Below are 21,627 nucleotides of genomic sequence, written 5' to 3'. Positions count from 1 at the left end.
GAACAAGGAGGTCGGGGACGTGCTGTGGGGCCGGGCGGCGAACGCTGACGCTAGCGGCCCGGCGCCGACGGGCGCAGCGCCTGGTAGCCGCCCGTCAGGACGAGTGATCCGCCGACGCACATCATCACCACACCGACCTTCGTCAAGGTCACCACGGGGATCTCCACGTCCCCGGTGAACAGCCACAGCACCAGGCCGACCACAAAGGTGCCGGCGCCTTCCAGCAGGTTTCGGGTCGCCCTGGTCATCGTCGTGTGGTCTCCTTCGTGAGCGTCGTCCGGTGTTCCGGTTCGGGTGCGTCCGGGGCCTTCTTCGGCCAGATCAGGTAGGTCAGCGCGATCAGGCCGTGGATGCCGGCGGCCCGCCAGGCGGTGTAGCGCCAGCTCTCCAGGGAGCCGGTGCGGGAGGAGTCGTCGACGTACCAGACGGCGATCTGGAGCAGGCCCGTGGCGACGGCGGCGGCGATCACCGTGCCCAGCCACACCTTGCCCTCGTGCCGGGCCCGGGCCATCCCGTAGCGCGGCGGTCCGACCGGCTTCGGCGCTCCGGCCAGCCGGTGGGCTGCGTGACCGTCGAGCCACTTCACCGTGCGGTGGCCGTGACCGACCGTGTAGCCGATGTACAGGGCGGCCAGACCGTGCTTCCAGCTCGGATCCGCCCCGTTCTTCAGGTCGACCGCGGTGACGACCAGCAGCACGACCTCCAGCAGGGGTTCGCACAGCAGTAGAGCCATGCCGATGCGCGGCATCCGCAGCAGGTACCGGAAGGCCAGGCCGGCGGCCAGCAGCACCCAGAAGCCGATCTCACAGGCGACGATCAAGGCGACGATCACGGTTCGCTCCTCTCGGTCTCCTGTTCAGGCTCCCGCCGCGGGCGGCCCGGATCGTCGTCGCCGGTGACGAACCTCCGGTACATCGAAGGATGCAGTGCGGGACCGTTCCGGGGAATCAGGCGTCCGCCGCGCGGGCCGTGTTGGATGGAGGCATGGCCCTGCGACCACACCGTCCACCCCGCCCGCACCGCTTCGACGTGTACGTCGCGGTGTCCGGGCTGCTCGGCGGGCTGCTCCTGTGGGGCATCGGCCTGGCCACCCGGCCGGCCGACGACGCGATCGTGCTCCTCCACGGGAGCTGGGTGATCCTGCTGCCGCTCGCCGTCACAGCCGGCTGCGAGGTGCTGCGCCGGGTCACCCCCCGTACGGCCCTGCTCGTCGGCACGGCCGCGGTGGGCCTGGACCTCGTCACCCAGGGGAACCTGTTCACGGTCCTGATGTACACCGACCTGATGTACGCGGCCGTCCTGTACGGCACGCCCGCGTCGGCCCGCCGCATCCCCTGGGTCACCGGGCTGCTCACGGTGGCCGGGGCGCTGGTGCCGTTCGCGGTGTGGCGGGAGCCCGAGGCCCTGCTGATCGGGGTGGCGGTCGGCATCGTGTCGTTCGCGCCCGCGTCCACCGGGCTGATCGTCCGCAACCACCGCGACGCCGCCGAGGCCGCCCAACTGCGTGCCGAGCAGACGGCCCTGCTCGCCGAGGTGGACCGCACCCAGGCGGTGGTCGCCGAACGGGCCCGGATGGCCCGGGAGTTGCACGACATGGTCGCCAACCACCTCTCCGCGATCGCCATCCACTCCACCGCCGCGCTCTCCCTGGACGATGCGAAGACCTCCCGGGAGGCACTCTCGGTCATCCGGGAGAACAGCGTCGAGGGCCTCGCCGAGATGCGTCGGCTGATCGGGATCCTGCGCGACGGCGACAGCGAACCGGCCGCGACCCCGACGCTCGACGGACTGGCCGCACTCGTCGCCGGCGCCCGCGGCAACGGCCTCGACGTCACCCTCGACACCCTCCCCGACAGCACGCACGGCCAGGTCCCCGCCCCGGTCGAGCTCGCCGCGTACCGCATCGTGCAGGAGTCCCTCACCAACGCCCTCAAGCACGCCTCCCCCGGCCGCGTCACGGTGAGCCTGGCCCAGCGGGACGGCTCGATCACGGTCGAGGTGACCAGCCCGTACGGTGACCGGGACGGGCCGAGCGCTCCCGGCTCGGGCGCCGGACTCGTCGGCATGCGGGAGCGGACGGCCCTGCTGCACGGCACCTTCGAGGCCGGCCCGGAGGACTCGGCGGACGGCAAGATCTGGGCCGTACACGTCACCCTGCCCGTCACGGAAAAAGACCCCGCGTAAAACCGTCACCGAAGGAGACCCCGCGTGAAAGGTGAACCCGCATGATCCGTGTCCTCGTCGCCGAGGACCAGTCCGCCGTCCGCGCCGGACTCGTCCTCATCCTGCGCAGCGCCCCCGACATCGAGGTGGTCGGCGAGGCGGGAGACGGCGAGCAGGCGGTGGCGCTGGCCCGGGAGCTGCGGCCCGATCTGGTGCTGATGGACATTCAGATGCCGCGCCTGGACGGGGTGTCGGCGACCCGGCAGGTCGTCGCCGAACAACTGGCCGACGTGCTCGTCCTGACCACCTTCGATCTCGACGAGTACGTCTTCGGAGCGCTGCGGGCCGGTGCGGCGGGGTTCCTGCTCAAGAACACGGAGGCGAAGGACCTGCTGGAGGCGGTCCGCGCGGTGGGCCGCGGGGAGGGTCTGATCGCTCCGGCAGTCACCCGGCGTCTGATCGCCGAGTTCGCGGCGAAGCCCGTACGGCAGCCGGGCGCCGACCCCGCCGTCCTGGACAGCCTCACCCGTCGCGAACGCGAGGTGCTGTCCCGCCTGGGCGAGGGGCTGTCCAACGCGGACATCGCCACCCGTCTCGGGATGGCCGAGGCGACCGTGAAGACGCACGTCAGCCGTCTCCTGGGGAAGCTGGAGCTGCGCAGCCGGGTCCAAGCGGCGGTACTGGCACAGGAGTTGGGGATCTAACACGTTTCAACGCGGAGTGGTCCAGACCTATTGACCCGTGGTCCAGACCTTTCTATCCTCGCGGCACCGTGGGTGTGAAGGCTCAGTCACGCCCCCAATCCCCGAGGAGGCGCCGCATGCGCTTCAGACACAGAGCCGCGGCAGGTTTCGCGACCCTACTGCTCCCCCTCGCCGGTCTGGTCGGGCTCGCGAGCCCCGCCCAGGCCGCGACCAGCTCGACGGCCACCTACGCCAAGACCCAGGACTGGGGCTCCGGCTTCGAGGGCAAGTGGACGGTGAAGAACACCGGTACCACCGCCCTCAGCTCCTGGACCGTCGAGTGGGACTTCCCCTCCGGCACCTCCGTCACCTCCGCCTGGGACGCCGACGTCACCTCCGCCGGCACCCACTGGACCGCCAAGAACAAGTCCTGGAACGGCTCCCTCGCCCCCGGCGCGTCCGTCTCCTTCGGCTTCAACGGCGCCGGCTCCGGCTCCCCGGCCAACTGCAAGCTCAACGGCGGCAGTTGCGACGGCGGCTCGGTCCCCGGCGACGCGGCCCCCTCCGCCCCCGGCAAGCCCACCACGTCCGACATCACCAACACCTCGGTGAAGCTGGCCTGGAGCGCGGCCACCGACGACAAGGGCGTCAAGAACTACGACGTGCTGCGCGACGGTGCGAAGATCGCCACCGTGACGACCACCTCGTACACCGACACCGGTCTGACCGCCGGCACCGACTACTCCTACGCGGTCCAGGCCCGCGACACCGCCGACCAGACCGGCCCGGCCGGCGAAGCGGTCGCCGTGCGCACCACCGGCGGCACCACGGACCCGCCGCCGACCGGCGACAAGGTCAAGCTCGGCTACTTCACCGAGTGGGGCGTCTACGGCCGCAACTACCACGTCAAGAACCTGGTGACCTCGGGCTCGGCATCCAAGATCACGCACATCAACTACGCCTTCGGCAACGTCAAGGACGGCAAGTGCGTCGTCGACGACACCTACGCCGCCTACGACAAGGCGTACACCGCCGACCAGTCCGTCAGCGGCACCGCCGACACCTGGGACCAGCCGCTGCGCGGCAACTTCAACCAGCTGCGCCAGCTGAAGGCCAAGTACCCGCACATCAAGGTGCTGTACTCCTTCGGCGGCTGGACCTACTCCGGCGGCTTCACCCAGGCCGCGGCCAACCCGGCCGCCTTCGCCGCCTCCTGCAAGTCCGTCGTGGAGGACCCGCGTTGGGCCGACGTCTTCGACGGCATCGACATCGACTGGGAGTACCCGAACGCCTGCGGTCTGACCTGCGACACCAGCGGGGCCGCGGCCTTCAAGAACCTGACGCAGGCGCTGCGTTCGGAGTTCGGCTCCAGCTACCTGGTCACCGCGGCGATCACGGCCGACGGTTCCTCGGGCGGCAAGCTCGACGCGGCCGACTACGGCGGCGCCTCGAACTACCTCGACTGGTACAACGTGATGACGTACGACTACTTCGGCGCCTTCGACGCGGACGGCCCGACCGCCCCGCACTCGCCGCTGACCTCGTACTCCGGCATCCCGACCGCCGGCTTCAACTCCGCCGACGCGATCGCCAAGCTGAAGTCGAAGGGCGTCCCGTCCGCCAAGCTGCTGCTCGGCATCGGGTTCTACGGCCGCGGCTGGACCGGCGTCACCCAGTCCGCCCCGGGCGGCACAGCGACCGGCGCGGCACCCGGCACGTACGAGGCGGGCATCGAGGACTACAAGGTGCTCAAGACGTCCTGCCCGGCCACCGGCACCATCGCGGGCACGGCGTACGCGTACTGCGGAAACAACTGGTGGTCCTACGACACTCCCGCGACCATCGCCGGGAAGATGACCTGGGCCAAGAACCAGGGCTTGGGCGGCGCGTTCTTCTGGGAGTTCAGCGGGGACACCGGCAACGGTGAGCTGGTGAGCGCCATCAACAACGGGCTGTCGTAAGGCTCTTGAGTCGGCACTCCCCCGGACGGCGGCGGATGTGGCTACGCCACGTTCACTCGCTGTCCGGGCGGGGCCGCCTCCAGCCACGCGAGGAAACCGGTCAGCGCGTCTTCGCTCATCGCGAGTTCGAGACGCGTGCCCCGGTGCAGACAGGTGAGGATGATGGCCTCGGAGAGCAGCGCCAGCTCCTCCTCGCCCTCGGGGAGACGGCGGCCGGCGACCTCGATGGCGGCGCGCTCCAGGACACGGCGCGGACGGTAGGCGTAGGAGAAGACGCGGTACCACTCGACGCGGTCGCCGTTGTAGCGGGCGACGCCGTAGCTCCAGCCCTTGCCGCTGGTGTCGGATTTCTCCGGCACGTCCCAGCGCAGACTGCAGTCGAAGGTGCCGCCGGATCGCTGGATGAGCCTGCGGCGCAGGCCGAAGACGAACAGCCCCAGGACCACCAGGGCCACGACCAATCCGCACACAGTCAGAGCGAGGACCATCGACACCGACCCTCCTCGTCTCCTCGGTTACGGATTTCTCGGTAACGGAATGGAAAAAACACCCACATTCACCTCAGCCGCGACCGGTACCGGATCGCTCCGGTTCCAGCCGCGGCTGAGTGACGTCATCGCGTGACGTGGCGGGTCAGCGTCCTGCCGCCGCGCGCAGTCGTACGTCGGCGCGACGCTCGGCGGAGGCGTCGCCCTCCGCCTTCGCACGCTCCAGCTCACGCTCCGCGCGCTGGACGTCGATCTCGTCCGACAGCTCGGCGATCTCGGCCAGCAGCGAAAGCTTGTCGTCGGCGAACGAGATGAAACCGCCGTGCACCGCGGCGACGACCGTTCCACCATCACTCGTACGGATGGTCACCGGGCCCGACTCCAGCACACCGAGCAGCGGCTGGTGACCGGGCATGACGCCGATGTCGCCGGACGTGGTGCGCGCGACGACCAGGGTGGCCTCGCCGGACCAGACCTCTCGGTCGGCCGCGACCAGCGCGACGTGCAGCTCAGCAGCCAAGGTGGCTCCTCGGGTCACCACCCGGCGGGTCTGCCGGGTGTTGGTTACAAGTCTAGTGGGCGTGCATGAGGGGGCGGGACGCGCCCGCCCCCTCAGACGTGAGCCGAAGGGCTCACTTCGAACTCAGGGAGTTCAGGAGACGCCCAGCTCCTTGGCGTTGGCCTTCAGGTCCTCGATGCCACCGCACAGGAAGAACGCCTGCTCCGGGAAGTGGTCGTACTCACCGTCGATGATCGCGTTGAACGCGGTGATCGACTCCTCCAGCGGGACGTCCGACCCGTCGACGCCGGTGAACTGCTTGGCGACGTGGGTGTTCTGCGACAGGAAGCGCTCCACGCGACGGGCGCGGTGGACGGTGAGCTTGTCCTCCTCGCCGAGCTCGTCGATACCGAGGATCGCGATGATGTCCTGGAGGTCCTTGTACTTCTGCAGGACCGTCTTGACGCGCATCGCGGTGTTGTAGTGATCCGCCGCGATGTAGCGCGGGTCCAGGATCCGGGACGTGGAGTCCAGCGGGTCCACGGCCGGGTAGATGCCCTTCTCGGAGATCGGACGGGAGAGAACCGTCGTCGCGTCGAGGTGGGCGAAGGTGGTGGCCGGGGCCGGGTCGGTCAGGTCGTCCGCGGGGACGTAGATCGCCTGCATCGAGGTGATCGAGTGACCACGGGTCGAGGTGATGCGCTCCTGGAGGAGACCCATCTCGTCGGCCAGGTTCGGCTGGTAACCCACCGCGGAGGGCATACGGCCGAGCAGGGTCGAGACCTCGGAGCCGGCCTGCGTGAAGCGGAAGATGTTGTCGATGAAGAACAGCACGTCCTGCTTCTGCACATCGCGGAAGTACTCCGCCATGGTCAGACCGGCCAGGGCCACGCGCAGACGGGTGCCCGGGGGCTCGTCCATCTGGCCGAAGACCAGGGCGGTCTTGTCGATCACGCCCGACTCGGTCATTTCCTCGATGAGGTCGTTGCCCTCACGGGTGCGCTCGCCGACACCGGCGAACACGGAGACACCGTCGTGGTTGTTGGCGACGCGGTAGATCATCTCCTGGATGAGCACCGTCTTGCCGACGCCGGCACCGCCGAACAGGCCGATCTTTCCACCCTTGACGTACGGGGTGAGAAGGTCGATGACCTTGACGCCGGTCTCGAACATCTCGGTCTTCGACTCGAGCTCGTCGAAGTTCGGCGCCTTGCGGTGGATGGTCCAGCGCTCACCGTCGTAGGTCTCGTCGGCGTTCAGCACCTCACCGAGGGTGTTGAACACCTTGCCCTTGGTGAAGTCGCCGACCGGAACGGTGATGCCCGTGCCGGTGTCGGTGACCGCGGCCTGGCGGACCAGACCGTCGGTGGGCTGCATCGAGATCGTGCGGACCAGGCCGTCACCCAGGTGCTGGGCGACCTCCAGGGTCAGCGTCTTCTTCTCGCCGTCCTTCGCCGGGTCGGCGACCTCGACGTGAAGGGCGTTGTAGATCTCCGGCATGGCGTCGACGGGGAATTCCACGTCGACGACCGGGCCGATTACCCGGGCGACGCGGCCCGTGGCAACGGCCGTCTCAACTGTCGTCGTCATTACCTGTCACTCCCCGCGGTCGCGTCGGCCAGGGCTGCGGAGCCACCGACGATCTCGCTGATTTCCTGGGTGATTTCGGCCTGGCGGGCCGCGTTGGCAAGGCGGGAGAGCGTCTCGATGAGGTCTCCCGCGTTGTCGGTGGCCGACTTCATCGCGCGCCGCGTGGCGGCGTGCTTCGAGGCGGCCGACTGGAGGAGAGCGTTGTAGACGCGGCTCTCCACATACCGCGGCAGCAGGGCGTCGAGGACGTCCTCCGCCGACGGCTCGAAGTCGTACAGCGGAAGGATCTCGCCCTTCGTCTCCGACTCCTTGGCCACCTCTTCGAGGCTGAGCGGCAGCAGGCGGTCGTCGAGCGCCGTCTGCGTCATCATCGAGACGAACTCGGTGAAGACGATGTGGAGTTCGTCCACGCCACCCTCGGCCGTCTCGGTCTCGATGGCCTCGATCAGCGGACCCGCGACCTTCTTCGCGTCCGCGTAGGTGGGTTCATCGGTGAAGCCCGACCACGACTCCGCGACCTTGCGCTCGCGGAAGTTGTAGTGAGCCAGACCACGGCGGCCGACGATGTACGTGTCGACCTCCTTGCCCTCCGCCTCAAGGCGCGCCGTCAGCTGCTCGGCCGCCTTGATCGCGTTGGAGTTGAAGGCGCCGGCCAGGCCGCGGTCGCTCGTGAGGAGCAGCACCGCGGCACGGGTCGCCGTCTCCGCCTCCGTGGTCAGCGGATGCTTGGTGTTCGAACCGGTACCGACCGCCGTGACCGCGCGGGTGAGCTCGGTCGCGTACGGCGTGGAGGCCGTCACCTTGCGCTGCGCCTTGACGACGCGCGAGGCGGCGATCATCTCCATCGCCTTGGTGATCTTCTTGGTCGCGGTGACGGATCGGATGCGACGCTTGTAGACCCGGAGCTGGGCTCCCATGAGTCAGGTCCCTTCCCTACGTCACTTGGCCGCGGCCGGGGCGTCCTCGCCGAGGAGCTTGCCGTCCGAGGTCTCGAACTGCTTCTTGAACTCGGCGATGGCGTCCGCGATGGCGGTGAGGGTGTCGTCCGACATCTTCGCGCCCTCCTTGATGGAGGTCATGAGGCCCTGCTCCTTGCGGTGCAGGTACTCGAGGAGCTCCTTCTCGAAGCGGCGGACGTCGGAGACCGGTACCTCGTCCATCTTGCCGGTGGTACCGGCCCACACGGAGACGACCTGGTCCTCGGTCGGCATCGGCTGGTACTGAGGCTGCTTGAGCAGCTCGACCAGGCGCTGACCGCGCTCCAGCTGCGACTTCGACGCGGCGTCCAGGTCGGAACCGAAGGCGGCGAACGCCTCCAGCTCACGGTACTGGGCGAGGTCGAGGCGGAGCCGGCCCGAGACCTGGCGCATGGCCTTGTGCTGGGCGGAGCCACCGACGCGGGAGACCGAGATACCGACGTTCAGGGCCGGGCGCTGACCGGCGTTGAACAGGTCGGACTCCAGGAAGCACTGGCCGTCGGTGATGGAGATGACGTTGGTCGGGATGAACGCCGAGACGTCGTTGGCCTTGGTCTCCACGATCGGCAGACCGGTCATCGAGCCGGCGCCCATCTCGTCGGAGAGCTTCGCGCAGCGCTCCAGCAGACGGGAGTGCAGGTAGAAGACGTCACCCGGGTAGGCCTCACGGCCCGGCGGGCGGCGCAGCAGCAGCGACACGGCGCGGTAGGCGTCGGCCTGCTTCGACAGGTCGTCGAAGATGATCAGGACGTGCTTGCCCTCGTACATCCACTGCTGGCCGATGGCCGAACCGGTGTACGGCGCCAGGTACTTGAAGCCGGCCGGGTCGGACGCCGGGGCGGCGACGATGGTCGTGTACTCCAGCGCGCCGGCCTCTTCGAGGGCGCCACGCACGGAGGCGATGGTCGAGCCCTTCTGACCGATGGCGACGTAGACGCAGCGGACCTGCTTCTTCGGGTCACCCGAGCGCCAGTTGTCGCGCTGGTTGATGATCGTGTCGACGGCCAGGGCGGTCTTGCCGGTCTGGCGGTCACCGATGATCAGCTGACGCTGGCCACGGCCGATCGGGGTCATCGCGTCGACGGCCTTGTAGCCGGTCTCCATCGGCTCGTGCACCGACTTACGGGCCATGACGCCCGGGGCCTGCAGCTCAAGGGCGCGCCGGCCGCTGGTCTCGATCTCGCCGAGGCCGTCGATCGGGGTGCCGAGCGGGTCGACGACGCGGCCGAGGTAGCCCTCGCCCACCGCGACCGACAGCACCTCGCCGGTACGGGTGACCGGCTGGCCCTCCTCGACGCCGCTGAACTCACCGAGGACGACGGCGCCGATCTCGCGCTCTTCCAGGTTGAGCGCGAGGCCGAGGGTGCCGTCCTCGAACTTCAGCAGTTCGTTGGCCATGGCCGAGGGCAGACCCTCGACCTTCGCGATGCCGTCGCCGGCAAGGGTGACCGTACCGACCTCCTCGCGCGAGGCCGCGTCCGGCTTGTACGACTGGACGAAGGTCTCCAGCGCGTCCCGGATCTCCTCCGGCCGGATCGTGAGCTCCGCCATCTGGGTTCCCTGCTCTCCTTGTTGGGCCCGAAGTTTCACTTTGGGGTCTGGGGGCGACCCCCAGGATTCTTCTGCACGGCCCAACATGGGCCGTAATCAAGTGCGTACTGGTATTAAGTTGCGGTCAGCTCGCCAGTCGGCGGCCGGCGTCCTCGATGCGGTCCGCGATGGAGCCGTTGATGACCTCGTCGCCGACCTGCACCCTGATTCCGCCGAGGACCTCGGGGTCCACGTCCAGGTTGAGGTGCATCGTGCGGCCGTAGAGCTTCGCGAGGGCGGCGCCCAGGCGCTGCTTCTGCGGGTCGCTCAGCGGAACCGCCGAGGTGACGACGGCCACCATGCGGTCCCGGCGGTCAGCGGCCAGCTTGGACAGGGACTCCAGTCCCGCCTCCAGGCTACGACCCCGCGGCGCGGCGACAAGGCGCGTCACCAGACGTTCGGTGGCCGGGGCGGCCCGGCCGCCGAGGAGGCTGCGCAGCAGCTCGCCCTTGGCCGAGACGGTGGCCTTGCGGTTGGTCAGCGCGGCACGCAGCTCGGTGTTCGAGGAGACGATCCGGCCGAACCGGAACAGCTCGTCCTCGACGCTGTCGAGCTTGCCCGCCCTCTGGGCCGCGGTGAGGTCGGCGAGGTTCGCCAGCTCCTCCAGGGCGTCCACCAGGTCGCGCGACTGCGACCAACGGGAACGCACCAGGCCGGACACCAGGTCGACGGTCGGGCCGCCGACCTGGGAGCCGAGCAGGCGCTGGGCCAGTTCTGCCTTGGCCTCACCGGACTGCGACGGGTCGGTCAGGACCCGACGCAGCGACACCTCGCGGTGGAGCAGCGCGGTGACGGCGGCCAGCTCGTCGGCGAGCGAGCCGGCGTCCACGGACGTGGAGTCCGTCAGCGCGTCGAGACGCTCGCGTGCGGCTGCCAGGGCATCGCGGCTCGCTCCGTTCATCGGGCCGCCTCGGCCTTCTCCTCGAGCTCGCCGAGGAAGCGGTCGATGACGCGGCTCTGCCGGGCGTGGTCGTCGAGGGACTCGCCGACCAGCTTGCCGGCCAGATCGGTGGCGAGCTTGCCCACGTCCTGGCGCAGCGCCGAAGAGGCGGCCTTGCGGTCGGCCTCGATCTGGGAGTGACCGGCGGCGACGATCTCCTCGCGCTGCCGCTGGCCTTCCGCGCGCATCTCGGCGATGAGCGTGGCGCCCTGCTCCTGCGCCTCCTGGCGCAGACGCGCGGCCTCGTGACGGGCCTCGGCGAGCTGGGCCTTGTACTGCTCAAGGACGCTCTGGGCCTCGGTCTGCGCGGCCTCGGCCTTCTCGATACCGCCCTCGATGGCCTCGCGACGCTCTTCCAGAACCTTGTTGATGTTCGGGAGGAGCTTCTTGGCGAGGAAGCCGAAGACGATGACGAAGGCGATGAGGCCGATGACGAGCTCGGGGATCGGCGGAACGAGGGGATTCTCCATCTCCTCGGCCGCCACGATGAGCAGCTGGCTCATGTGTATGCCTTTCGTCTAGTCGGCTGGTCCGGGGGCGGTTTAGTTGTAGCCGTAGACGAAGGGCATGACCAGACCGATCAGGGCCAGCGCCTCACAGAAGGCGAAGCCGAGGATCTGGTTGGCACGGATCAGGCCGGCGGCCTCGGGCTGACGGGCCAGGGCCTGGGTGCCGTTACCGAAGATGATGCCGACGCCGACGCCGGGGCCGATGGCAGCAAGGCCGTAACCGATCGAGCCGAGCGAGCCGGTGACAGCGGCAAGGTTAGACATGCCAGTTCTTCCTTTTCTTTACGGACCCGGTGGGGTTGGCCACCGGACGACTTGTAGGGGTCTTCAGGGGTGGCGGCTCAGTGGTGCTCGGCCAGCGCACCCTGGATGTAGGTGCAGGTCAGCAGCACGAACACGTACGCCTGCAGGGCCTGGATGAACAGCTCGAAGGCGGTCATCACGACGGTCATGATGAACGAGACACCCGCGTAGGCGATACCGATGCCGTTCAGCAGGTACCAGCTGGCGATCGTGAAGAGCAGCAGCAGGGTGTGACCGGCGAACATGTTCGCGAAAAGTCGCACGGCGTGGGTGAACGGCCGGATCAGGATGTTCGAGAAGAACTCGATGCCCATCGCCAGCGGAAGCACCGGGCCGAGCGACTTGTCGTAGCCGGTGACGTTCTTGAAGAAACCGACGAATCCGTGCCGCTTGAAAGTCAGCGAGACCCACAGGACATACACGATGGCCGCGAGCGCCGCCGGGTAGGCGATGATCGACGTGACCGGGAACTGGGCGAGCGGGATGACCGCCCAGAGGTTCATCATCCAGACGAAGAAGAAGAGCGAGACGATGAGCGGTACGTACTTCTCGCCTTCCTTCTTGCCGATGGTCTCGTAGACGACACCGCGGCGGATGAAGTCGTAGCCCGCCTCGGCCACCATCTGGAGCTTGCCGGGGACGACCTGCGGCTTGCGGAAGGCGGCCCAGAAGAAGCCGACGATGATGATCGACCCGAGGAGCGCCAGCAGCATCGTCTTGTTGAAGTACACGCTACTGTCCGCGTCGCCCACCAAGGGCTCGAACAGGAACGAGTGCAGGCCGGGAGAGGGGAAGCCACAACCGTCGAAGATGTGGCAATCAGTCTCGAAGGCGAGCACCTGCGTCGGGTCAGCACTCACCGCGGGCTCCTTCAGCGAAACGCATGGGTACGGCAACCTCGTTGTGTCGGCGCGGCATGCAGCCGCGGTTCGGCACGGGACTGGAGTTTCGGATGTGGGGGCGGCTCTTGGGCATCTCGCCTCGCGATTGAACAGGCGTCAGCTCGGATGCCCGCGCCCGCGATGCCGCAGTTGGCACCGGACGATAGCAGGAGATCTCTGACGCCTTTATCCCGGCCCTACCCCTCACGACGAGTGCCCCGATTTTTCGGGTTCGACGTAGAGGATCTTGGACTTCATGTGCGCACGGGTCTGCGCGGCGATCCAGGCGAGGGTGCCGGCGACCAGCGTGAGCGCGAAGGCCTTGGGGTGGAAGAGCGTGGTGTTTTTGAACGCGGCCACGAAGACGAACAGCAGCAGGATCTGTGTCGCGTACAGCAACAGACCCATCGCCTGAAAAAGATGCGGAAGCGATTTGGCTGTGCGCTGCAGAATGTAAAGCCCCAGCCCCATGAAGAGGATCACGACCAGCGTCGCCACGACAGCTCCGATCGCTCCCTTGCCACCGGCGACCACGCCGCTGACGACGGCGGCAAGCGCGCCGACGGCAGCTGTGGGTACAGCGGCCTGGAGGAGGATCCGGACGTCGTTGGACGGCATGGCGGCAGCTCCGCTTTCGCAGGGGGGCAGGGGTGTCGTCATGGACGAGCGTAGTCCCCGGGCCGAGTGTCGAGACCTCGCACCAATGGACCGTCGCACTGCGGTCCTTTGGTCTATCCGGGTTCTCGTGAACCGTATCACAAACTATTTGATGCGGTCTTTACCAAGTGGGTGTGCTCGCTGTCACACATGAGAGTGACAGTGCGCGTCTGTGCAGGAACCGGGGTGGCTTGTCTGGTATTGGGGTGCTTTGCTTCCCCACGGATTGGCAATGCTCTAGTCAGATTCTTACCTTGTGACGTCAGCCCGACGACCCGGCCCTTCGCCCGTCCAGGACGGCGAACGAGCACCGAGAGCGGTCGCCCCGTTGACGCCCGCCACTCCCGCGGCCACCGGGGTACGGCTCTCCTCTTCCTCCAGCAGGGCGGCCGGCACCACGTCCTCGACGGCCCGCCGCCGACGGCGGTAGCGCGGCGGTACGAGGTGCTCGGCCCACCGCGGGGCGCGCGGCGTGAAGCGGGGCAGCAGCAGAAGAAGGAGCCCGATCGCGCTGAGGAAGACGACACCGAGCACGATCCACATGGACGCCGAGTTGACCGAGTAGGCGAGCGCGCCGAAGGCGATCAGCGCGGACCAGAAGTACATGATCAGCACCGCGCGGCTGTGTGAGTGGCCGACCTCCAGCAGGCGGTGGTGCAGATGCCCCCGGTCCGCCGCGAACGGCGACTGCCCGCGCCAGGTGCGGCGCACGATGGCCAGCACCAGGTCGGCGGCGGGGATCGCGATGATCGTGAGCGGCAGCAGCAGCGGGATGTACACGGGAACCGTCTGGTGCACCGCCGCCTGCTCGGAACCCGCGAACAGCTTCAGCGCGTCCGGGTCGACCTGCCCGGTGATGGAGATGGCACCGGCGGCCAGCACCAGGCCGATGAGCATCGAACCGGAGTCGCCCATGAAGATCCGCGCGGGGTGCATGTTGTGCGGCAGGAAGCCCAGGCACATGCCCATCAGGATCGCCGAGAACAGCGTGGCCGGGGCGGCGGCCTCGATGCCGTACGACACCCAGACGCGGTAGGCGTACAGGAAGAACGCCGCCGACGCGATGCACACCATGCCGGCGGCGAGGCCGTCGAGGCCGTCCACGAAGTTCACCGCGTTGATGGTGATGACGACGAGCGCGACCGTCAGCAGGGTGCCCTGCCACTGGGTCAGCGCCACCGAACCGACGCCCGGGACGGGCAGCCACAGGATGGTGAGGCCCTGCATGACCATCACGCCGGCGGCGATCATCTGGCCGCCCAGCTTGATCAGGGCGTCGATCTCGAACTTGTCGTCGAGGACACCGATCAGCCAGATCAGGGCCGCCCCGGAGAGCAGGGCCCGTGGCTCGTTGGACTTGGAGAAGACCTCGTTGAGGTTGGCGAGGTGGTCGGCGGCAAGCAACCCCGCGCACAGGCCGAAGAACATGGCGATCCCGCCGAGCCGCGGAGTGGGCTCCCGGTGCACGTCACGTGCCCGGATCTCCGGCATCGCTCCGGCCACGATCGCGAACTTCCGTACCGGCCCTGTCAGCAGATACGTCACCGCGGCCGTGATGCAGAGCGTCAGCAGGTATTCACGCACGGGCTTCCCCACAGATCTCGCTGGCCATCTCAGCCCCACACACTATCGATGCGCGCATACCGTTGGGGACTTTCGGGTAGCGACGATGGTTGCACGTGTGGCTGTGTACCGATGTGCGCCTACCCCCGCTCAGCCGGGATAGGGCGGAAATCCGCCGACCAACTCCCGCACTTCTTCACGAGCGCGCAGGCTCTCGGTCTCGCCTCTGAGCACCTCCGCGACCAGCACCGCGATCCGTGCCATCTCCACCTCCCCCATGCCCTGTGTGGTCACCGCGGCCGTGCCCAGGCGCAGTCCACGGGCGTCGGCGTGCGGCAGCGCACAGCAGTCGAGCACGATGCCGGCGGCGGCGAGACGGCCGCGGGCGGCACGTCCGTCGACGCCCAGCGGCTCCGGGTCGGCCGTCACCAGGTGGGTGTCGGTCCCGCCGGTGGTGACCACGAGCCCCTCGGCGGCCAGCCCGGCCGCCAGCACCCGCGCGTTGGCGACCACCTGATGGACGTACGCCGTGAAGGCCGGTGTCGCCGCCTCGCCGAACGCCACGGCCTTGGCGGCGATGGTGTGCATCTGGGCGCCACCCTGTGTGAAAGGGAACACGGCCCGGTCGACCCGCTCGGCCAGGTCGGCGCCGCACAGGATCATGCCGCCGCGCGGACCGCGCAGCACCTTGTGTGTGGTGGCGCACACCACATCGGCGTACGGCACCGGATTGGGCGCCGCTCCCCCGGCGACGAGCCCGATGGGATGGGCGGCGTCTGCGATCAGATAGGCGCCCACCTCGTCGGCGACCTCGCGGAAGAAGGCGTGGTCGAGGTGCCGGGGATAGGCGATGGACCCGTACACGATCGCCTTGGGCCGATGGGTACGGGCGAGCGTGCGTACCTGCTCCTGGTCGATGAGCCCGGTCTCCGCGTCCACCCCGTACCCGACGAAGTCGAACCAGCGGCCGGAGAAGTTGGCGGGCGAACCGTGGGTGAGATGGCCGCCGTAGGGCAGCCCGAGGGCGAGGACGGTGTCCCCGGGCCGCAGCAGCGCGGCGTACGCGGCCAGCACGGCCGACGACCCCGAGTGCGCCTGCACGTTGGCGTGCTCGGCCCCGAACAGCGCCTTGGCCCGCTCCACGGCGATCCGCTCGGCGACGTCCACGATCTCGCAGCCGCCGTGGTGCCGGGCCCCCGGATATCCCTCCGCGTACTTGTTCGCCAGGGGTGAGCCGAGGGCGGCCAGCACGGCCGGCGAGGTGAAGTTCTCGGCGGCGACGAGCTGCAACGTCGTCGCCTGCCGGTCCGCCTCCCCGAGCAGGATCTCGGCCAACTCGGGATCCTGCCGCCGCAGCACATCGACGGTCTCTGGGGCATGGGTGACCGACATGGTGGACTCCGGGCGTCGACGATGACGTACGACCAATGTAGGCCCGGGACGAGTGGGGTGCTCGGTGGTTACGCCTTCGCGGGCACACCGGTGAGCACGGTGACCACAGCGCCTGGTTCAGCCCCACCCCCAACGCGCCCCGGCAGCGGGCCGCTGCGCCGGACTCCGTCCGGCGGCCGACCTCCCGCCACGTCACGCGCGCGCGGGCACACCTGTCAGCGCCGTGACCACCGGATCCAGCGCCTGGTTTATCTCGTCGCCGATCGAGCGGAAGAACGGCAGCGGGGCTCCGTACGGGTCGTAGACCTCGTCCGCCTCCGCCGTCGGGGCAAGTAGCCACCCGCGTAGCGCCGCCGCCGCGCGGACCAGGGCGCGGGCGCGGGCCACCATGCCGTCCTCCAGGGGCGGCAGGGTCGCCGGGTCTATGGCCTTCACCAGGCGGGTGAACTCCTTCAGGGTGAAGGTGCGCAGGCCCGCAGAGTGGCCCATGGAGATGACCTGGGCGCGGTGGTCGCGGGTGGCGGTCAGGACCAGGTCGGCCATGATGACGTGTTCGTCGAGCAGTTCCCGGCCCGTGAAGCCGGAGGCGTCGGCGCCGAAGTCGGCGAGGACCGCCTCCGCGTTGGCCTCCATGGGCGCGCCCTCGTGCCCCCAGGTGCCCGCGCTCTCCACGATCAGCCCGCCCCACAGGGGGTCGCCGAGCCGGTCCGCCAGGGCATGACGGGTCAGCCGCTCGGTGATCGGCGAGCGGCACACGTTGCCGGTGCTGACGTGGAGGATGCGGAAGCTGTCAGCCGGAAGCCCGAAGGTTCCCGTCTCTTCCCCGTTCCATATGCCACGCCCCGCGTCAGGGGCCGTCAATTCGCCACCTCGAGGTCGGGTACGACCTTCCTGAGCTCGTCCGCGGAGATCGCGCCCGCACGCAGCAGCAGGGGCACCTCGCGGGTGACGTCGACGATCGAGGACGGCACGTTGCCCGGGGTCGGGCCGCCGTCCAGGTACACGGAGACCGAGTCGCCGAGCATCTCCTGGGCCGCGTCGCAGTCCTCCGGCGCGGGGTGGCCCGTCAGGTTCGCGGAGGAGACCGCCATGGGGCCGAACTCGGTCAGCAGCTCGATGGCGACCGGGTGCAGCGGCATGCGTACGGCGACCGTGCCACGGGTGTCCCCGAGGTCCCACTGCAGGGACGGCTGGTGCTTGGCGACCAGCGTGAGCGCGCCCGGCCAGAACGCGTCGACCAGTTCCCAGGCCAGCTCGGAGAAGTCCGTGACCAGGCCGTGCAGCGTGTTCGGGGAGCCGATGAGGACAGGGGTGGGCATGCTGCGGCCGCGCCCCTTGGCCTCCAGCAGGTCGTGCACCGCTTCCGAGGAGAACGCGTCGGCGCCGATGCCGTACACCGTGTCGGTCGGCAGCACCACGAGCTCGCCACGGCGGACGGCGGACGCGGCTTCGCGCAGACCGGTCGTGCGGTCGGTCGCGTCGTTGGTGTCGTATCGCCGAGCCATGTCTAGCGGGCCTCCTCGTACACGAAGTACACGTTCAGCTGCGGGTCGAGAGTCTGCGGGGGTCTCACGGCGTCGCCCGGCGGGCGGTCGCGAAGCGCGGGCGGTTGTTGAGGTCGGGATGGTCGGCCGCGTCGGCCCAGCCCCGTTCCTCGGTGAAGATCCACGGCACCTGGCCGCCCTGGGTGTCGGCGTGCTCGATGACGACGACCCCGCCGGGACGCAGCAGGCGGTGTGCGGTGCGCTCGATGCCGCGGATCAGTTCGAGGCCGTCCTCCCCCGAGAACAGGGCGAGTTCGGGGTCGTAGTCCCGCGCCTCGGGAGCGACGTACTCCCATTCGGTGAGCGGGATGTACGGCGGGTTGGAGATGACCAGGTCGACCTGGCCGTCGAGGTCCGGGAAGGCGTCCAGGGCGTTGCCCTGACGCAGGTCGACCCTGGACCCCTCCATGTTCTTGCGCGTCCACCGCAGGGCGTCCTCGGACAGCTCCACGGCGTGCACCCGGGAGCGCGGCACCTCCTGGGCGAGGGCCAGCGCGATGGCGCCGGAGCCGGTGCACAGGTCGACGATCAGCGGCTCGACCACGTCCATCGCGCGGACGGCGTCTATGGCCCACCCGACGACCGACTCGGTCTCGGGACGCGGGACGAACACACCTGGCCCGACCTGGAGTTCCAGGTACCGGAAGAAGGCCCGCCCGGTGATGTGCTGCAGCGGCTCGCGCTGTTCACGCCGGGCGATGACCTCCCAGTAGCGGGCGTCGAAGTCCGAGTCCTTCACGGAGTGCAGCCCGCCCCGCTTCACGCCGTGCACGAACGCGGCGAGCTCCTCCGCGTCGTTGCGCGGCGAGGGCACGCCGGCGTCGGCGAGCCGCTGGGTGGCCTGAGCTACCTCAGCGAGCAGCACGCCTCGGGGGTTTGGGGGTCGCCCCCCAAATGATTGCTGCACGCAGGTCCTCCGTGTCGTACTCGTGCGTGGGTACGTCCTTACGCGTTTATACGTCCTTACGCGCTTACGCGGCTGCCAGCTTCGCCGCCGAGTCCGCGTCGACGCAGGCCTGGATCACCGCGTCGAGCTCGCCGTCCAGGACCTGGTCCAGGTTGTACGACTTGAAGCCGACGCGGTGGTCCGAGATGCGGTTCTCCGGGAAGTTGTACGTGCGGATCTTCTCGGAGCGGTCGACGGTGCGGACCTGGCTGCGGCGGGCGTCGGAGGCCTCCCTCTCCGCCTCCTCCTGCGCCGCGGCAAGCAGCCTGGAGCGCAGGATACGCATCGCCTGCTCCTTGTTCTGCAGTTGGCTCTTCTCGTTCTGGCAGGAGGCGACGACTCCGGTGGGAATGTGCGTGATGCGCACCGCGGAGTCGGTCGTGTTGACCGACTGGCCGCCGGGTCCGGAGGAGCGGTAGACGTCGATACGGAGGTCGTTCGCGTTGATCTCGACGTCGACCTCCTCCGCCTCGGGCGTGACGAGGACACCGGCCGCGGAGGTGTGGATACGGCCCTGCGACTCGGTCGCGGGCACGCGCTGCACGCGGTGCACCCCGCCCTCGTACTTCAGACGGGCCCAGACGCCCTGGCCGGGCTCGGTGGCACCCTGACCGCCCTTGGTCTTCACGGCGACCTGGACGTCCTTGTAGCCGCCCAGCTCGGACTCGGTGGCGTCGATGATCTCGGTCTTCCAGCCGACCCGCTCGGCGTAGCGCAGGTACATCCGCAGCAGGTCGCCGGCGAACAGGGCGGACTCGTCGCCGCCCGCGCCCGCCTTGACCTCGAGGATGACGTCCTTGTCGTCGTTGGGGTCACGCGGCACGAGCAGCAGACGCAGCTTCTCGGTCAGCTCCTCGCGCTGCTTCTCCAGCTCCTTGACCTCGGCCGCGAAGTCCGGGTCGTCGACGGCGAACTCGCGCGCGGTCTCGGTGTCGTCGCCGGTCTGCTTCCAGGAGCGGTACGTGGCGACGATCGGGGTGAGCTCGGCGTAACGCTTGTTCAGCTTGCGCGCGTTGGCCTGGTCGGAGTGGACCGACGGGTCGGCGAGCTTCGTCTCCAGGTCGGCGTGCTCGGTGACGAGTTCCTCGACGGCCTCGAACATCTTGGGCTCCTGATACTGCGATGAGGGGGAAGGCGGGCGACCAAAAACGCCGGTCCCGGTGCGCCCGGGAAAGGGGCGCGACCGTGGACCGGCGAATGGGGGCTCGCTACTTCTTGGAGCCGGCGGCCTTGCCGAAGCGGGCCTCGAAGCGGGCCACACGGCCACCGGTGTCGAGGATCTTCTGCTTGCCCGTGTAGAACGGGTGGCACTCGGAGCAGACGTCGGCGCGGATGTTGCCGCTGGAGATCGTGCTACGGGTGGTGAACGACGCGCCACAGGTGCAGCTGACCTGCGTCTCGACGTACTCGGGGTGGATGTCGCGCTTCAAGGTGTCTCCTAGTTTCGGGAGGGCGCCGGGTCGCAACCGCACGATGCGGAAGCGTGAACCGGGGCCGACGTACCAGTCTGCCAGGACTGGGCGCATCCCCCAAAACCGGGGGACGTGGCGTTCTATTCCCGGGGCCCTGCGGGGGCGTACGACTGACTACGGGCGGCTACCAACCGGCTACGGTTGGCTACTGCCGGTTGATACTGGTTACTTCAACTGGTGCCGGCTGATTCCGGCTAGGACGAGGTCACGACGCCGGCGGCGTCGCCCTTGGCGCTGCCCTCCGTGGCCGACTTGGGGATCGTCCGGTCGTTCTCCAGAGCCGTCCACACCTGCTTGGCCTTGCTCTTCTGGACGATCACGCGGTTCGGGTTCGCCGGGTCGTACTGGACCGGCATCGTGACCATGTTCATGTTCGAGGAGCTGATGCCCTTGAGGCCGCTGGCGAACGACATGAGCGACTTGACGGAGCCGAGGTCGGAGTCGGTCGTCACGGTGTTCGTCGCGGTGTCGGCGAGGTTGTACAGGTTCTTGGGGTTGCCGAACAGGTCGACGTGCTTGACCTGGTTGATCAGTGCCTTGATGAAGGCCTGCTGAAGCTGGATACGGCCGAGGTCGGAGCCGTCACCGACACCGTGCCGGGTGCGGACCAGACCGAGGGCCTGCTCGCCGTCGAGCTGGTGCGTGCCGGCCTTCAGGTCGAGGTGGCTGTCGGGGTCGTTGATGGCCTTGCTGGTGGTGACCTCGACCCCGCCGAGCTCGTCGACGAGCTTCTGGAAGCCGCTGAAGTCGACCTCCAGGTAGTGGTCCATGCGGATGCCGCTGAGGGACTCGACGGTCTTCACCGCGCAGGCCGCACCGCCGGTGGAGTACGCGGAGTTGAACATCACGCCGGACGCGGCGTCGTGCTCGACGCCCTTGGTGTCGGTGCACTCGGGGCGCTTGATGACGGTGTCGCGCGGTATGGAGACCACGCTGGCCTTCTTGTGGCCCTCGTAGACGTGCACGACCATCGCGGTGTCGGAGCGGGCGCTGCCGTCGTCGGTGCCGCCGCCGAGCTTCTTGTTGCTGCCGGAACGGGTGTCCGAGCCGAGGACGAGGATGTTCTCGGAGCCGTTGTCGACCTTGGTGGGCCGGTCGGTGCCGAGGACGGAGTCGATGTCGACGCTCTTGATGTTGCCGTTGAGCGTGAAGTACAGATAGCCGGCTCCGGTGCCGCCCAGCACGACGATGCTCGCCGCGGTCCAGGCCATGATCAGGACACCCTTGCGCTTTCTGCGGGGTTTGCGGCGGCTGCCCTTGGCTCGGTGGCGGCCTGCGGTGCCGGACTCTCCCGGTATGCCGGGCTCCGGCGTGCTCTCGGCGGACATGTGCTCCTCGAATCTCGGTCCGGTCGGTTACCCCCTGCTTTCAGGGTCAGGCGCGGTCACGGAGGACCAGTACCGCACCATCGTCGCTCCGCCTGGTCAGACGGCGAAACTCGGGAAAGGGTTGCACAACGCACTGTGACC

Annotated in this window: 23 protein-coding genes; 3 read left to right on the top strand and 20 right to left on the bottom strand. The window is 68.8% G+C overall.

The window, feature by feature from the left end:
* Positions 1 to 50: 50 nt before the first annotated feature.
* Together AB0H86_RS31705 and AB0H86_RS31700 are read right to left on the bottom strand one after the other, a co-directional pair.
* Positions 51 to 248: a DUF5708 family protein gene (locus AB0H86_RS31705; protein WP_362446469.1), complete on the bottom strand. Its 198-nt coding sequence runs from the start codon at positions 246 to 248 to the stop codon at positions 51 to 53.
* Entirely contained in the window at positions 245 to 832 is a 588-nt protein-coding gene (locus AB0H86_RS31700; protein WP_362446466.1) for a hypothetical protein, read from the bottom strand. The genes AB0H86_RS31705 and AB0H86_RS31700 overlap by 4 nt, the downstream gene beginning before the upstream one ends.
* 152 nt (positions 833 to 984) lie before the next feature.
* Here AB0H86_RS31700 and AB0H86_RS31695 point away from each other — a divergent pair, with 152 nt between their 5' ends.
* From AB0H86_RS31695 to AB0H86_RS31685, 3 genes are all read left to right on the top strand, one after another.
* Positions 985 to 2,184, top strand: coding sequence for a histidine kinase (locus AB0H86_RS31695; RefSeq protein ID WP_362446463.1), 1,200 nt, complete (start codon positions 985 to 987; stop codon positions 2,182 to 2,184).
* A 41-nt stretch (positions 2,185 to 2,225) separates the two neighbouring features.
* On the top strand, positions 2,226 to 2,867 hold the full coding sequence (locus AB0H86_RS31690) for a response regulator transcription factor (protein WP_362446460.1): 642 nt from the start codon (positions 2,226 to 2,228) through the stop codon (positions 2,865 to 2,867).
* Positions 2,868 to 2,983: 116 nt separating this feature from the next.
* Positions 2,984 to 4,807 carry a glycoside hydrolase family 18 chitinase gene (locus tag AB0H86_RS31685; RefSeq protein ID WP_362446457.1) on the top strand — a complete coding sequence of 608 codons (1,824 nt, stop codon included), beginning with the start codon at positions 2,984 to 2,986 and terminating at the stop codon, positions 4,805 to 4,807.
* A 41-nt stretch (positions 4,808 to 4,848) separates the two neighbouring features.
* Here the strand turns inward: AB0H86_RS31685 and AB0H86_RS31680 are convergent, their stop codons facing one another.
* The 18 genes from AB0H86_RS31680 to AB0H86_RS31595 all read right to left on the bottom strand — a co-directional run bounded on the left by AB0H86_RS31680 (position 4,849) and on the right by AB0H86_RS31595 (position 21,486).
* Positions 4,849 to 5,295 carry a DUF2550 domain-containing protein gene (locus AB0H86_RS31680; protein ID WP_362446455.1) on the bottom strand — a complete coding sequence of 149 codons (447 nt, stop codon included), beginning with the start codon at positions 5,293 to 5,295 and terminating at the stop codon, positions 4,849 to 4,851.
* A gap of 145 nt (positions 5,296 to 5,440) precedes the next feature.
* Entirely contained in the window at positions 5,441 to 5,815 is a 375-nt protein-coding gene (locus AB0H86_RS31675; RefSeq protein WP_362446453.1) for a F0F1 ATP synthase subunit epsilon, read from the bottom strand.
* 132 nt (positions 5,816 to 5,947) lie between these two features.
* Entirely contained in the window at positions 5,948 to 7,384 is a 1,437-nt protein-coding gene (gene atpD, locus AB0H86_RS31670; protein ID WP_362446450.1) for a F0F1 ATP synthase subunit beta, read from the bottom strand.
* Complete coding sequence (locus AB0H86_RS31665; RefSeq protein WP_362446447.1) at positions 7,384 to 8,301, bottom strand: F0F1 ATP synthase subunit gamma; 918 nt, start codon at positions 8,299 to 8,301, stop codon at positions 7,384 to 7,386. Before AB0H86_RS31665 ends, atpD begins: the two co-directional genes overlap by 1 nt.
* 21 nt (positions 8,302 to 8,322) lie before the next feature.
* A complete protein-coding gene (gene atpA / locus AB0H86_RS31660) occupies positions 8,323 to 9,912 on the bottom strand; it encodes a F0F1 ATP synthase subunit alpha (RefSeq protein WP_362446443.1) in 1,590 nt (529 codons plus the stop codon).
* Between the two features lie 124 nt (positions 9,913 to 10,036).
* Positions 10,037 to 10,852 carry a F0F1 ATP synthase subunit delta gene (locus AB0H86_RS31655; protein ID WP_362446440.1) on the bottom strand — a complete coding sequence of 272 codons (816 nt, stop codon included), beginning with the start codon at positions 10,850 to 10,852 and terminating at the stop codon, positions 10,037 to 10,039.
* Positions 10,849 to 11,394 carry a F0F1 ATP synthase subunit B gene (locus tag AB0H86_RS31650; protein WP_362446437.1) on the bottom strand — a complete coding sequence of 182 codons (546 nt, stop codon included), beginning with the start codon at positions 11,392 to 11,394 and terminating at the stop codon, positions 10,849 to 10,851. The genes AB0H86_RS31655 and AB0H86_RS31650 overlap by 4 nt, the downstream gene beginning before the upstream one ends.
* 39 nt (positions 11,395 to 11,433) lie before the next feature.
* Positions 11,434 to 11,664 (bottom strand): ATP synthase F0 subunit C, encoded by a 231-nt coding sequence (gene atpE, locus AB0H86_RS31645; protein WP_362446434.1) that lies wholly within the window; start codon positions 11,662 to 11,664, stop codon positions 11,434 to 11,436.
* A 77-nt stretch (positions 11,665 to 11,741) separates the two neighbouring features.
* The gene (gene atpB / locus AB0H86_RS31640) at positions 11,742 to 12,563 is read right to left on the bottom strand and encodes a F0F1 ATP synthase subunit A (protein WP_362446431.1); all 822 of its coding nucleotides are present in this window, start codon (positions 12,561 to 12,563) and stop codon (positions 11,742 to 11,744) included.
* Positions 12,564 to 12,788: 225 nt separating this feature from the next.
* A complete protein-coding gene (locus AB0H86_RS31635) occupies positions 12,789 to 13,202 on the bottom strand; it encodes a hypothetical protein (protein ID WP_362446427.1) in 414 nt (137 codons plus the stop codon).
* A 288-nt stretch (positions 13,203 to 13,490) separates the two neighbouring features.
* Positions 13,491 to 14,825, bottom strand: a complete 1,335-nt coding sequence (locus tag AB0H86_RS31630) for an MraY family glycosyltransferase (protein ID WP_362446424.1) — start codon at positions 14,823 to 14,825, stop codon at positions 13,491 to 13,493.
* 129 nt (positions 14,826 to 14,954) lie between these two features.
* The gene (gene glyA / locus AB0H86_RS31625; RefSeq protein WP_362446421.1) at positions 14,955 to 16,196 is read right to left on the bottom strand and encodes a serine hydroxymethyltransferase; all 1,242 of its coding nucleotides are present in this window, start codon (positions 16,194 to 16,196) and stop codon (positions 14,955 to 14,957) included.
* A gap of 192 nt (positions 16,197 to 16,388) precedes the next feature.
* Complete coding sequence (locus AB0H86_RS31620) at positions 16,389 to 17,057, bottom strand: protein-tyrosine-phosphatase (RefSeq protein ID WP_362446418.1); 669 nt, start codon at positions 17,055 to 17,057, stop codon at positions 16,389 to 16,391.
* On the bottom strand, positions 17,054 to 17,701 hold the full coding sequence (locus tag AB0H86_RS31615; protein ID WP_362446415.1) for an L-threonylcarbamoyladenylate synthase: 648 nt from the start codon (positions 17,699 to 17,701) through the stop codon (positions 17,054 to 17,056). The genes AB0H86_RS31620 and AB0H86_RS31615 overlap by 4 nt, the downstream gene beginning before the upstream one ends.
* A gap of 64 nt (positions 17,702 to 17,765) precedes the next feature.
* Positions 17,766 to 18,605: a peptide chain release factor N(5)-glutamine methyltransferase gene (prmC, locus tag AB0H86_RS31610; protein WP_362446412.1), complete on the bottom strand. Its 840-nt coding sequence runs from the start codon at positions 18,603 to 18,605 to the stop codon at positions 17,766 to 17,768.
* 106 nt (positions 18,606 to 18,711) lie between these two features.
* Entirely contained in the window at positions 18,712 to 19,788 is a 1,077-nt protein-coding gene (prfA, locus tag AB0H86_RS31605) for a peptide chain release factor 1 (RefSeq protein ID WP_362446409.1), read from the bottom strand.
* Positions 19,789 to 19,894: 106 nt separating this feature from the next.
* Entirely contained in the window at positions 19,895 to 20,116 is a 222-nt protein-coding gene (gene rpmE / locus AB0H86_RS31600; protein ID WP_362446406.1) for a 50S ribosomal protein L31, read from the bottom strand.
* 236 nt (positions 20,117 to 20,352) lie between these two features.
* Positions 20,353 to 21,486 carry an LCP family protein gene (locus AB0H86_RS31595; RefSeq protein ID WP_362446403.1) on the bottom strand — a complete coding sequence of 378 codons (1,134 nt, stop codon included), beginning with the start codon at positions 21,484 to 21,486 and terminating at the stop codon, positions 20,353 to 20,355.
* Positions 21,487 to 21,627 lie beyond the last annotated feature (141 nt).

The organism is Streptomyces sp. NPDC050997 (assembly GCF_040660135.1).
Lineage (GTDB): Bacteria > Actinomycetota > Actinomycetes > Streptomycetales > Streptomycetaceae > Streptomyces.
This window is presented reverse-complemented; position numbering and strand designations above follow the sequence as displayed.

Excerpts from the sequence above, each read along its gene's own strand:
- AB0H86_RS31705 (WP_362446469.1), bottom strand. The coding sequence starts at position 248 with ATGACCAGGGCGACCCGAAACCTGCTGGAAGGCGCCGGCACCTTTGTG.
- AB0H86_RS31695 (WP_362446463.1), top strand. The coding sequence starts at position 985 with ATGGCCCTGCGACCACACCGTCCACCCCGCCCGCACCGCTTCGACGTG.
- AB0H86_RS31690 (WP_362446460.1), top strand. The coding sequence starts at position 2,226 with ATGATCCGTGTCCTCGTCGCCGAGGACCAGTCCGCCGTCCGCGCCGGA.
- AB0H86_RS31685 (WP_362446457.1), top strand. The coding sequence starts at position 2,984 with ATGCGCTTCAGACACAGAGCCGCGGCAGGTTTCGCGACCCTACTGCTC.
- AB0H86_RS31680 (WP_362446455.1), bottom strand. The coding sequence starts at position 5,295 with ATGGTCCTCGCTCTGACTGTGTGCGGATTGGTCGTGGCCCTGGTGGTC.
- atpD (WP_362446450.1), bottom strand. The coding sequence starts at position 7,384 with ATGACGACGACAGTTGAGACGGCCGTTGCCACGGGCCGCGTCGCCCGG.
- AB0H86_RS31665 (WP_362446447.1), bottom strand. The coding sequence starts at position 8,301 with ATGGGAGCCCAGCTCCGGGTCTACAAGCGTCGCATCCGATCCGTCACC.
- atpA (WP_362446443.1), bottom strand. The coding sequence starts at position 9,912 with ATGGCGGAGCTCACGATCCGGCCGGAGGAGATCCGGGACGCGCTGGAG.
- AB0H86_RS31655 (WP_362446440.1), bottom strand. The coding sequence starts at position 10,852 with ATGAACGGAGCGAGCCGCGATGCCCTGGCAGCCGCACGCGAGCGTCTC.
- AB0H86_RS31650 (WP_362446437.1), bottom strand. The coding sequence starts at position 11,394 with ATGAGCCAGCTGCTCATCGTGGCGGCCGAGGAGATGGAGAATCCCCTC.
- atpE (WP_362446434.1), bottom strand. The coding sequence starts at position 11,664 with ATGTCTAACCTTGCCGCTGTCACCGGCTCGCTCGGCTCGATCGGTTAC.
- AB0H86_RS31635 (WP_362446427.1), bottom strand. The coding sequence starts at position 13,202 with ATGCCGTCCAACGACGTCCGGATCCTCCTCCAGGCCGCTGTACCCACA.
- glyA (WP_362446421.1), bottom strand. The coding sequence starts at position 16,196 with ATGTCGGTCACCCATGCCCCAGAGACCGTCGATGTGCTGCGGCGGCAG.
- AB0H86_RS31615 (WP_362446415.1), bottom strand. The coding sequence starts at position 17,701 with ATGGCTCGGCGATACGACACCAACGACGCGACCGACCGCACGACCGGT.
- prfA (WP_362446409.1), bottom strand. The coding sequence starts at position 19,788 with ATGTTCGAGGCCGTCGAGGAACTCGTCACCGAGCACGCCGACCTGGAG.
- AB0H86_RS31595 (WP_362446403.1), bottom strand. The coding sequence starts at position 21,486 with ATGTCCGCCGAGAGCACGCCGGAGCCCGGCATACCGGGAGAGTCCGGC.